General features: G+C 70.3%; 6 protein-coding genes. 1 reads left to right on the top strand and 5 read right to left on the bottom strand.

The features are described 5' to 3' along the window. Window positions 1-1,641 precede the first annotated feature (1,641 nt). On the bottom strand, window positions 1,642-1,848 hold the full coding sequence (locus NBG84_RS19560; protein ID WP_250920789.1) for a hypothetical protein: 207 nt from the start codon (window positions 1,846-1,848) through the stop codon (window positions 1,642-1,644). A gap of 188 nt (window positions 1,849-2,036) precedes the next feature. Further along, window positions 2,037-2,294 carry a hypothetical protein gene (locus tag NBG84_RS19555; protein ID WP_250920788.1) on the bottom strand — a complete coding sequence of 86 codons (258 nt, stop codon included), beginning with the start codon at window positions 2,292-2,294 and terminating at the stop codon, window positions 2,037-2,039. A gap of 315 nt (window positions 2,295-2,609) precedes the next feature. Here NBG84_RS19555 and NBG84_RS19550 point away from each other — a divergent pair, with 315 nt between their 5' ends. Further along, window positions 2,610-3,791 (top strand): serine/threonine-protein kinase, encoded by a 1,182-nt coding sequence (locus tag NBG84_RS19550; protein ID WP_250920787.1) that lies wholly within the window; start codon window positions 2,610-2,612, stop codon window positions 3,789-3,791. 57 nt (window positions 3,792-3,848) lie between these two features. On the opposite strand, the gene NBG84_RS19545 is transcribed toward NBG84_RS19550, so the two are convergent. The 3 genes from NBG84_RS19545 to cobT form a co-directional block, all read right to left on the bottom strand. Continuing rightward, window positions 3,849-4,667: a TrmH family RNA methyltransferase gene (locus tag NBG84_RS19545; protein ID WP_250920786.1), complete on the bottom strand. Its 819-nt coding sequence runs from the start codon at window positions 4,665-4,667 to the stop codon at window positions 3,849-3,851. A gap of 51 nt (window positions 4,668-4,718) precedes the next feature. Continuing rightward, a complete protein-coding gene (gene cobA, locus NBG84_RS19540) occupies window positions 4,719-5,972 on the bottom strand; it encodes a uroporphyrinogen-III C-methyltransferase (RefSeq protein ID WP_250920785.1) in 1,254 nt (417 codons plus the stop codon). Window positions 5,973-6,738: 766 nt separating this feature from the next. Next, complete coding sequence (gene cobT / locus NBG84_RS19535; RefSeq protein ID WP_250920784.1) at window positions 6,739-10,704, bottom strand: nicotinate-nucleotide--dimethylbenzimidazole phosphoribosyltransferase; 3,966 nt, start codon at window positions 10,702-10,704, stop codon at window positions 6,739-6,741. Window positions 10,705-10,776: the final 72 nt, after the last annotated feature.

Below are 10,776 nucleotides of genomic sequence, written 5' to 3'. Positions count from 1 at the left end.
TCTGGGTTCCTCTCATAAAACCCATCTGACCTGCTATCACCACCCCCCGCATCCCGGGGGAACCTCAGCTGAACGTCCCTGCCCCTGTTGTCCTCACCGGGGGTGGGGGGTTCCGTCCTCAAACGCCGGACAGGCTGGGGTGGGGCGCCGTGGGGGTGTTGTTCTGTGCTGGGGCTGCTGGTGGTCGAGGTCCTGGGGCACCCGGGCTGAAGGGTCTTGTTCTGTGGGGGTTGGGGGTGCTATCGGGGGTGACTCCTCAGCGTCGACGGCCCGAAGCGACTCCGTTTCGGCGTGCGGGTCTTGCCGTCGATCGCTTCCGGGGACACCCCCTGCGCGCCCCCATCCGACACTTGCACTCCCCGCCCCCGGGTCCCTGCCCTGTCAAGGAACCAGGGGACACCCCCTGCGCCCCACGCCGGGACTTACATCCCCGTACCGCAGGGTCACCGTCCTGCGGAGGAGGGACGCCCATGTGCGTCCCCGCAACCAAGCCCGGCTCTCCTGGCTTCAGAGTCACATGTCCCTGGAGGAGGCATGCCAGCACGCGGGTTGCTCACCCGGCCTTGGTGGGCGGCGGCACACAGTGCTGGTGGGGCAAGTCCACGACCGGATGAGCTTCCAGGCTCCGGTCGACCGGTACCCCAACAGGAGTCATGCCCCTTGCCGACCGAAGAGGCTATTTCCCTTTCCCATTCCAGTGCCATGAATGATCATCGAATATCGGACCCATGGGATTTACCCGGTCCACGGTTCACGGCGCCCAACCTGGGATGGACGACGGCCCGCCGCGCCGGGTGTCACATTTCGGGTCCCTGCACGATCCCGCGTCTGCGACAGGGATCGGAATGCCCATGGCCCCGGCGGGGAACCAAGATCGGGCATCGGCCATGAGGGGGCACAAGCCTCAAGCACTCACCGGAGCACGGGCCACGGCTGCCTTCGCTGCTCCAGGGGCGGGACACCGTTGATTTCGTCGGCTCGCACGAGGCAAGGCCCCCAAGGAAGGGGAGTTGGCTTGGGCGTGGGGGCGCGCAGGGGGTGTCCCCGGAAGCGATCGACGGCAAGACCCGCATGCCGAAACGGAGTCGCTTCGGGCCGTCGACGCTGAGGAGTCACCCCCGATAGCACCCCCCAACCACAGAGAGGACAAGACCCTCACGACAGGAAACCCAAAACCCCCACCCTGGCCAGCCACACCAAAACAAGCACCCCGACACAGCACCCACCCCAGCCTGTCCGGCGTTTGAGGACGGAACCCTCCACCCCAGGTGAGGACAACAGGACCAGGGACGTACAACCCGGGCGCCCAAGGCCTCGCCCACAGGCAACCCCCGCCGAAATGAGCACCCCGCCAAGGAGGACACCCCCAGCCTGTCCGGCGCTTGAGGACGGAACCCCCCACCCCAGGTGAGGACACCCAGGACCAGGGACGTACAGCCCAGGCGCCCAAGGCCTCGTGCGCAAGGCCTTGGCCCAAGGCACCCAGGGCCGAGGTCGCAAGGCGCTGGTTCAGGGCAGCGCGATGGCCGGTTAGCTCCCCAGCTAACCGGCCAATCGCTGCCGTCCGCCGCACCCCCGTCCCCACGGGGTTTTGGCCGGATGTCCCCGACCCGGACCGCTCTTCCGGGTCCGGGGCGCCGCTCAGCGCCCCAGCATCACGCCCACGGACGACGCCTGTGTGACCACTGCTTCCCAGCCGCCGAAGGCGACCACCAGCAGTGCTGCCAGGGGAAGGACCATGGCTGTGGCCACCAAGGGGTGGCGCTGTCCGGACTGCCGGCCGCCGAACGCGGTGGAAGCCCTGCGTCCCTGCGTGCGGATCATGCTCCGCGTTGCCGTGTCCGCCATGTCCCTCTCCTGTTCGTCGTTGACAGCGGCGAGTGTCTGACCTCGGGGGACGAGTGCTGCACCCGCCGCTTGACTTCAACACTAGGGATTCTCCGAGGCCAGGACGTCATGCCCGCGTACCGATTGGCTGGCCTCCCGGAGGATGAGCCGAGTACCTCCGGCGTACTCCCCTGGGTGGAGATGGAGCGCTAGGAGTTGGGGTCTTCCCGGAGGGGGCGCTCCGAGGAATCCTCTCTGGGGACGGGCTGCTCCACGAGAGCGAGCACCCGTGCGGCCATAAAGCGGGCGGTTCTCACTACCGACCCATTGCGGGTGACTTCGCTCACTTCGACCACTCCTCGCCGCACAGCGCTCTCCACTCGGCGACCTGCCCGGCTTGCCACGACTTCGTACGTACGTGTGGTGTCTCCCGCATCCACCACTATCTCCACCCGATCACCCTTCATCGATCCAAACCCCCCTCTGCGATGGTCCGTTGAGATCTCGCACGGGCCAAGGACGCTGGATCCCGCATCCTCTGACCTCTTTTCAAGTCTCCCATTCGGCACTGACAATCCATCCGCCCGCGAGGGCGCGGCCTATGAGCGCACCGGGGCAGGGATACGTAAGCTGTGCCACGGCAAAAATGGACGGTCAGGCAACGGGGTGGGACTACTCACCCGTTGGACAGGGGCGGGGTTTCTCCCCGCTGCTTGGCAGGGGCGGGTGCTGCCCGCCGCGAGGCAGGGGTGGGGCCTCCCCACCGCAGGTAGGGGACGGACATGGCGATGATGCGGCTCCGGCGCGAGGACCCGCGTGTCGTCGGCTCGTTCAGACTGCACAGACGGCTCGGCGCCGGCGGTATGGGTGTCGTCTATCTGGGGTCCGATCGACGTGGTCAGCGGGTCGCACTCAAGGTGATCAGGCCGGATCTAGCCGAGGACCAGGAGTTTCGCTCGCGATTCGCGCGGGAGGTGTCCGCGGCACGACGGATTCGTGGTGGTTGTACGGCCCGGCTGGTGGCCGCCGATCTGGAGGCGGACCGCCCGTGGTTCGCCACCCAGTACGTTCCCGGACCCTCACTGCACGACAAGGTCGCTGAGGCGGGTGTGCTCCCGGCCTCCGAGGTCGCCTCGATCGGCGCGGCGCTCTCCGAAGGGCTGGTCGCCGTCCATGAGGCCGGAGTCGTACACCGGGACCTGAAGCCGTCGAACATCCTGCTGTCCCCCAAGGGCCCGCGGATCATTGACTTCGGTATCGCCTGGGCGACCGGAGCGAGCACGCTCACCCATGTGGGTACGGCGGTGGGCTCCCCTGGATTCCTCGCTCCCGAGCAGGTCCGTGGTGTCGCGGTCACACCGGCGACGGATGTCTTTGCCCTGGGCGCCACCCTGGCGTACGCGGCGACCGCGGACTCGCCCTTCGGGCACGGCGGCTCCGAGGTCATGCTCTACCGGGTCGTGCATGAGGAGCCCCATCTGGAGGGCGTTCCGGACGCGCTGGAGCCGCTGTTGCGGGCGTGTCTGGCGAAGGACCCCGAGGAGCGGCCGAGCACGCTGCAGTTGTCCATGCGGCTCAAGGAGATCGCGGCCCGTGAGGCCCAGGGCCTGCCGGAGGCCAGGCCGACGGCGCAGCGTGAGCGCATCGACGCCGACCGGCCCACCTCGCGCTATCCGGAGCGGGTGGAGAGGACCGAGCGGCTGGAGCGCCCTGACCGGCGCACCGCCGGCGGGTCGGGGCCGCGCTCCGGCCCTTCTCGTACGGGCGGCTCCCGCCCCCAAGCACCGCGCGACGGTTCCCGTACGAGCGGGCGCAACGGCGGCCCTCGGTCCGGGGTTCGGACCACATCGACCAGGTCTGGACGGCGGCCCGCCAACCCCAGGCTGCTGCGCCAGCGGATCGTTGTCTTCTTTGTCGTGACGTTGATCGTCGCCCTGGGCATCGCGGCGGCGCAGCAGCTCTAGCCCCGTCGCACAGGAAGGGCGGCGTTCCGGTCGGCTGCCCGAGGCTCGACGGGTGCTTCAGGTCCTGGGGCTACCCGTCGCGACCGCGTAGAAGGCCACTGCGGCGGCCGCTCCGACGTTGAGCGAGTCGACGCCGTGCGCCATCGGGATGCGGACCCGTTCATCGGCGGCGGCCATGGCCCGAGGGGATAGTCCATCGCCCTCGGCGCCGAGCATCAGCGCGACCCGCTCCAGCAGGTGGGGCGCGGCTTGGTCGATCGCGGTGGCCTTCTCGTCCGGTGTGAGGGCCAGCAGCTTGAAGCCCGCTTCCCGTACGGTGTGCAGGCTCCTGGGCCAGGTGTCGAGCCGGGCGTAGGGGACGGAGAAGACCGCGCCCATCGAGACCTTCACGGAACGCCGGTAGAGCGGATCCGCGCAGTCCGGGGAGAGCAGCACCGCATCCATACCGAGGGCGGCGGCGCTGCGGAAGATCGCGCCGATGTTGGTGTGGTCGTTCACCGACTCCATCACCACGACCCGTCGGGCCCGGGTCAGTACTTCCTCGGCGGTGGGCAGGGGCTTGCGTCGCATGGAGGCGAGTGCGCCCCGGTGGACGTGGTAGCCGGTGACACGTTCGGCGAGGTCGGGGCTGACCGCGTACACGGGTGCGGGAAGTTCGTCGATGACGTCCCGCATGACGTCGACCCACTTCGCGGTGAGCAGCATGGACCGCATCTCATAGCCCGCGTCCTTGGCGCGTCGGATGACCTTCTCGCCCTCGGCGATGAAGAGCCCCTCGGCGGGTTCGCGCTTGCGGCGGAGCTCCACATCGGTCAGGCCGGTGTAGTCACTCAGCCGGGGGTCGTCGGGGTCGTCGACGGTGATGAGATCAGCCACAGGGTGAACTGCCTTTTCCGGGTGTGGCGCGAACGCCTGGGCGGAGGTCGGTTAGTCGCGGTGGTGCGCTCTGGTGGCCTCGGGGCCAACAGCGACGACCTCGCCGATGACGATAACCGCAGGGGGGCGTACTTCCTCGGTGGTGACGGCGTCGGCGACCGTCGCGAGGGTGGCGTCCACTCGGCGCTGGGCGGCGGTGGTGCCTTCCTGGATGAGGGCCACGGGGGTGTGGGGAGCACGGCCACCGGCGATCAGGGTCCGGGCGATCGCCCCGATCTTGTCGACACCCATCAGGATGACCAGGGTCCCGCGCAGCTGGGCCAGCGCGGCCCAGTCCACCAGTGAACGCTCGTCGTCGGGGGCTACATGGCCGCTGACCACGGTGAACTCATGGGCCACTCCCCGGTGGGTGACGGGGATGCCCGCCGCGCCGGGGACGCTGATGGAACTGGAGATCCCGGGGACCACCGTGCAGGGAATGCCTTCAGCGGCCAGCGCCTCGACCTCTTCCATGCCCCGGCCGAAGACGAAGGGGTCACCGCCCTTGAGCCGCACCACGGCCTTGCCCGCCTTGGCGTGCTCGATCAGGGCGTTGTTGATGGCTTCCTGGGCCATGAACCGGCCGTAGGGGATCTTGGCGGCGTCGATGACCTCCACATGGGGAGGGAGTTCATCGAGTAGATCGCGGGGACCGAGGCGGTCGGCGATCACCACATCCGCTTCGGCTAGCAGTCGGCGTCCGCGCACGGTGATCAGATCGGGGTCGCCGGGGCCGCCGCCGACCAGGGCGACGCCGGGAGTCCTCGTACGCTGGTGGCGGGCGGTGATCGTACCGTCGCGCAGGCCTTCGACGATCGCGTCCCGCACGGCGGCCGAGCGGCGTGGGTCGCGGCCGGTGAGGACGGCGACGGTGAGGCCTTCGGAGCGTCCGGTGGCGGGGGTCCAGGCGGTGGCGGCGCTGGCGTCGTCTGAGCGTACGCACCAGATCCGGCTGCGCTCGGCCTCAGCGGACACGCGCTCGTTGGCGTCGGTGTCGGCGGTGGCGACGAGTACGTACCAGGCGTCGGCGAGGTCGCCTTCGACATATCGGCGCCGCTCCCAGTGGATCTCACCGGACGCGGCCATCGCCTCGACCGATGGCGTGGCCGAGGGCGATACGAGAACGATGTCCGCGCCGGCCGCGATCAGTGCGGGGAGTCGGCGCTGGGCGACCTGTCCCCCGCCGATGACGACGACGCGACGCCCGGCGAGACGGAGTCCGACGGGGTAGGCGGGGTGGTCAGACGGGTGCGCGTGCTCGGACATGGCGGTGAGGGCTCCTCGGCGGTACGGGTGCGGGTGCCGGCCCGCTGCATCGGTGAAGCGGCTGGTGGGGAGGGGTACTGCGCTGCGGATACCTTACGGGCACGGGCGGCGGGCCATTTGGGGTGGGCCTTCGGGGTGGCTCCTGCCGAAGGTTTCCCGGCGGTGGCGATCGACCGGGCCCAGGGTTGGTGTAGGTGCGCTGCCGGCCTTCGCGTACCCGCGAAACCACCCCGAGCGCCGACAGGGACTCATCGCTGCCGTACAGATCCCGGGCCTCCGCGGTGAGTCCATGGCGCTCGCACAGGCTCCGGGCGAGGCCCCGAGGTCCTGCGATCGGACCGTCGCGCCGTCGCCACCGGCCTGGGCGAGCATGGGCCTGGGCAGTACCCGAGCGCCTGCGGTGGAGTTCGGGACGGAGAGAGGTACCACCAGCGACTGGCCTCCCGGGCGCGCCACACGCTCGTCGGACCGACCCGGCCGCCGGAGGTCGGCCGCTTGGCAACCGCCCGCAACTCCGCGATCGCTTCGACAGCCCTCGCAGCGGCTCAGTGCGGGGGCTGGGCAAGCGGACGCTCTGGCGGTATCCGGCCGGTCCTGGTGTCCACCGTCGAAGTCCCCCACCCCGCCTTCTGTCCGGCCACCACCAGCCCTGCCGGCCGCTGCCCCTACTGGGCTGGCGTGGGGCGGGCTTCGCGGGCCGGGGGCAGCCGGAAGAGTTCCCGGCGGCCCACCCGGCCCGCTCCGCGCCCCTGCCCTAGGGCGGTCGCTACTTCTCGGTCACTCCGGCCGAGTCAAACGTGGCCACCTCGTGCATCGCCCGTGCTGCGCTCTGAACCAGCGGAAGGGCCAGCAGTGCTCCGGTGCCCTCGCCAAGTCGAAGATCCAGATCCACCAGGGGACGCAGACCCAGCTTGTTGAGGGCTGCAACATGGCCGGGCTCGGCGCTGCGGTGGCCCGCGATGCAGGCCGCCAGCGCCTCGGGGGCGATGGCCCGGGCCAGTAGCGCGGCGGCACCCGCCGACACCCCGTCCAGCAGGACCGGGATTCGCAGGGAAGCACCGCCGAGGATCAAGCCGACGAGCGCCGCGTGCTCCAGACCACCGACCGCGGCCAGGACACCGATCGGGTCGGCCGGGTCGGGCTCATGCAGTTCCAGACCGCGCCTGACCACATCGACCTTGCGGGCGTGCATCTCATCGTTGATGCCCGTGCCGCGGCCGGTGACCTCCGACGGGTCAAGACCGGTGTAGACACAGATCAGCGCGGCCGAGACGGTCGTATTGGCGATGCCCATCTCACCTGTGATCAGCGCCTTGTTGCCCGCTGCCACCAGATCCCGGGCGGTCTCGATCCCGACCTCTATCGCGGCGAACACTTCTTCGCGGGTGAGCGCGGGGCCGGCGGTGAAGTCAGCGGTGCCCGCACGGACCTTGCGGGGCAGCAGGCCTGGGGTGGTGGGCAGATCGGACGCGACTCCCACATCGATGACGCAGACCTCGGCGCCGACCTGGTTGGCGAAGGCGTTGCAGACGGCTCCCCCACCGAGGAAGTTGGCCACCATCTGGCCGGTGACCTCCTGGGGCCAGGCCGTGACGCCCTGGGCGTGCACTCCGTGGTCGCCGGCGAACACGGCCAGGGCCGCGGGCTCCGGGATCGGCGGCGGGCACATCCGGGAGAGTCCGCTCAGCTGCGCCGAGATGATCTCCAACATGCCGAGTGCACCCGCGGGCTTGGTCATCCGCTTCTGGCGCTCCCATGCCTCACCGAGTGCCTTGGCGTCCAACGGGCGAATGCTGGTGACGGTCTCCTGGAGCAGGTTCTTCGGTTCCTCGCCGGGTAGTGCCCGGCGGCCGTAGGTCTCCTCGTGGACCACCCAGGACAGCGGTCGGCGCTTGGACCAGCCCGACTGCATCAGCTCGGGCTCCTCGGGGAACTCGTCGACGTACCCCACGCAGAGGTACGCCACGACCTCAAGGTGCTCGGGCAGGCCGAGCGTCCGTACCATCTCGCGCTCGTCGAAGAAGCTGACCCAGCCGACTCCCAGGCCCTCGGCGCGGGCGGCGAGCCAGAGGTTCTCCACGGCGAGCGCGGAGGAGTACGGGGCCATCTGGGGCTGGCTGTGCCGACCGAGGGTGTGTCGGCCGCCCCGGGTCGGATCGGCGGTGACGACGATGTTGACCGGGGTGTCGAGGATGGCCTCGATCTTCAGTTCCTTGAACTGCTTGGCCCGGCCCTTGGGCAGCGACTTGGCATAGGTGTCACGCTGCCGCTGGGCGAGTTCATGCATCGCCCCGCGCGTCTCGGCGGAGCGGATGACGACGAAGTCCCAGGGCTGGGAGTGACCGACGCTGGGTGCCGTGTGCGCGGCCTCCAGTACGCGGATCAGGACCTCGTGCGGAATGGGGTCGCTGCGGAAGCCGTTGCGGACATCCCGGCGGTCGCGCATCACGCGCAGTACGGCCTCGCGCTCCACGTCGTCGTACCCGGGTGCGGGAGGGTTCCTCGGTTCCTCGGTCGAAGGCACCGGCGCCGTGTCCGGCCCGGCGGCCGAGCCATCGGCAACGGGCTGGGCGGCAGCGGCGACCGGCTCCGAAGAGGCGGTCTGCTCGGGTTGAGCCTTGGAATCCGATGCGCTGCCCGCGGGCGGCTCCGGTTCGGCGGTGGCGTCGGTCGCCGTCTGGGCCAGGGGTTCAGCGGCGGGCTCCGCCTCAGGGGTGGGGGCGGCCTCCGGCGCCGCCGTGGCGGCGGCCAGCGTTGTCAGGGGCTCGACGGGCTCGGCCGCTGACGTCGTTTCCTCGGCAGGAGCGGCCTCGGGGACCTGTTGCGGTTCAGCCGTCGCCACCGGTTCCGCTGCCGCGTCGGGTGCCGCTTCCCCGGCGAGCTCTGCCACGGGGCCCGTTTCCTGTGCCTCGGCGGCTTCCTCGGCGGGAGCTACCGCCGGTGCGGGCTCAACCTGAACAGGGTCCGGGTGGACCGGTTCGGCCTGAATCGGTTCAGCCTGAATCGGTTCAGCCTGGACCGATTCGGCCTGAATCGGTTCGGCCTGAATCGGTTCGGCCTGAATCGGTTCGGTTTCCTGCTGGGGGGCCGTTTCCTGAGGAGGGGTGGGCTCGGGTTCGGCATCGGGCTGGAGGGGCTCCGGCGTGGGGGCTGCTTCGCCGGTGGCACTGACGTCGGCGTCGTCCGCGACCGTTTCCACGGTGGCATTGGCCTCGGGCTCGGCGGCCTCAGGCACGACGACAGCCTCAACTGCCACCGCCTCAACTGTCGCTGCCTCAGGGACCACGGCAGCTTCAGGAGCCACGGGTGCTCCCGTTGTCGTCACCGTTTCGGGTTCTTCAACTGCCTCAGGGGGCGCAACCGCCACGCTGCCGGTTGCCGCACTCTCCGCGACGGCTTCGGCCGCCTCGGTGGCTTGCGGGGCTGAAGAAGCCTCAGCGTTCTGCTCGGGCTCGGACTGCTGGGGCGGTTGCTGCGCCGAGGCCTCTGGGCCTCCAGGACCGTCAGGCGCAGCATCGGGCCCCTGGTCGACGGCCGCGGAAGCCTGCTCGGCTTGCGGCACGGGCTCAACCACAGGCTCAACCTCAACCACAGCCTGAACCTCGGCCACGGGCTCCGCTTCGATGATCGGTTCCTCACCAGCTGAGCTCTCAGCCGCAGGCTCCGGCTCCGGCTCCGGAGCGACCGTTTCTGCTGGCCCGGCGGCGGAGGGCTGACTCTGCGGGGGTTGCGGGTCCCACGGCTCACCGGCCGGAGGCGGGATCTCCCCGAGCTGCGGTTCGGGGAGCACGGGTACATCGAGGTACTCAGGCCCCATCGACGGGGGTCCGACGGTGAGGTTCTGCACGGTCAACGGGTGCGGCGGTGTCTCAGCAGGCCCGCGGTCGGCGAGCGAACGCACCACACCGGTCGAGGAGTCCGGCGGCATCGGGGGGCCCATGTGCAGCGGGCGCGGAGCGGTCGGGGGTGTCATGCCCGAAGCGATGGGAGCGGGCTGCACCGGTGCCGCCGGTTCGGACGTCGTGGGCGCATCGGGAGCAGGCTCGGCAGCGGTCAGGGGGGTGTGCTGGCCGGTCTGCTCGACCGGGGACGGGTCGCCGGCAGGCTCCGGGGCTTCGCCCGAGTGCACGGTCTGGGCATCACCCTGTGATGCCGTCTGGCCAGGCTGCTGTACGCCGGGGAGGGGGGCAACCGAGTCCGGAGCGCCAAGGTCCATCGGGCCGCTCGGGGCTTGTGCGCTGGGCTCGGCCTGCGTCACGAACGCAGGGGCCGGCACGACCTCCGGGGCCGGGATGGATGTTGGAGTGCCGAGATCCGCCTGAGCGGCGAACTCCGGTCCCATCGGTGTCTGCGGCGCGACGGGCCTGCCGTTCTGCTCACCGACTGGCCTGTCAGACGCCGAGGGCAGGCCCACACCACGGACCTGGACCTGAAGCTGCGGTGGGATCGGCGGGGCGGGTGTGTACTGCTCCGGGACCTGGGGCGCGGCGGGGCGCTGGGCCTGGGCGACGCCCGCGGCTTGCAGGGCGGGCACCGGCTGCTGCAGGGCGTGTGACGGGTCGCTCCACGCGCCCTGTGCGCCTGGCATCAACAGCAGATCGTCTTCTTCGGGCGGGTGCTCGGAGGGATCCAGGAAGGTATACGCACCAGGACCGGGGTCACCCGGCTGCTGCTCCACCACGCCTGCGTTCTCCGGCAGTCCCTCACCTGGGAGCTGGCCGGTGTCAGTCATGCGTACCCCTCGCCCATCGATTGTGATCCTTCGCCCATCACCCGGACGCCCGATCGCGGCACTCCTGGCGCC

Source organism: Streptomyces albipurpureus (genome assembly GCF_023701525.1).
GTDB lineage: Bacteria > Actinomycetota > Actinomycetes > Streptomycetales > Streptomycetaceae > Streptomyces > Streptomyces albipurpureus.
Note: the sequence above shows the minus strand (reverse complement) of the source record. Positions and strands in the feature narration are given on the sequence as shown.

What these genes read in the sequence shown, in the direction of transcription:
- NBG84_RS19560 (WP_250920789.1), bottom strand. Translation starts at nt 1,848, where the DNA reads ATGGCGGACACGGCAACGCGGAGCATGATCCGCACGCAGGGACGCAGG.
- NBG84_RS19555 (WP_250920788.1), bottom strand. Translation starts at nt 2,294, where the DNA reads ATGAAGGGTGATCGGGTGGAGATAGTGGTGGATGCGGGAGACACCACA.
- NBG84_RS19550 (WP_250920787.1), top strand. Translation starts at nt 2,610, where the DNA reads ATGGCGATGATGCGGCTCCGGCGCGAGGACCCGCGTGTCGTCGGCTCG.
- cobA (WP_250920785.1), bottom strand. Translation starts at nt 5,972, where the DNA reads ATGTCCGAGCACGCGCACCCGTCTGACCACCCCGCCTACCCCGTCGGA.
- cobT (WP_250920784.1), bottom strand. Translation starts at nt 10,704, where the DNA reads ATGACTGACACCGGCCAGCTCCCAGGTGAGGGACTGCCGGAGAACGCA.